The following is a 240-nucleotide window of genomic DNA, read 5'->3' on the forward strand; positions in this document are numbered from 1 at the left end:
CATATTAATATTCGAACAACGCCAGCAGCATCATCGCCAACTCCAAATGAAATAGCGATTCTAGTTCTTTCCCAATTAGGATCTCGCTCGGCCTATTGTGAAGAAGGGGTTCTTTCTATTAAGGGATCCACGTTACAAGCTGCGATTGCTGTTAATAAAGATAAGCAAGAAATTATATTAGTGCTAAATAGAAACAAAAAGGCAGCAGGTCTTAAATCTTGGTTGAATAAAGCGACAAAG

Annotated in this window: 1 protein-coding gene; it reads left to right on the forward strand. The window is 38.3% G+C overall.

Translation table 11 applies throughout. The annotated features are described in order from the left end of the window. Nucleotides 1–240, forward strand: a 240-nt coding sequence (locus IEX97_RS13850) for a hypothetical protein (protein WP_229776956.1), incomplete at both ends; no start/stop codon positions are given.

This window comes from Paenalicyclobacillus cellulosilyticus (assembly GCF_014647315.1).
Taxonomy (GTDB): domain Bacteria; phylum Bacillota; class Bacilli; order Alicyclobacillales; family Alicyclobacillaceae; genus Alicyclobacillus_J; species Alicyclobacillus_J cellulosilyticus.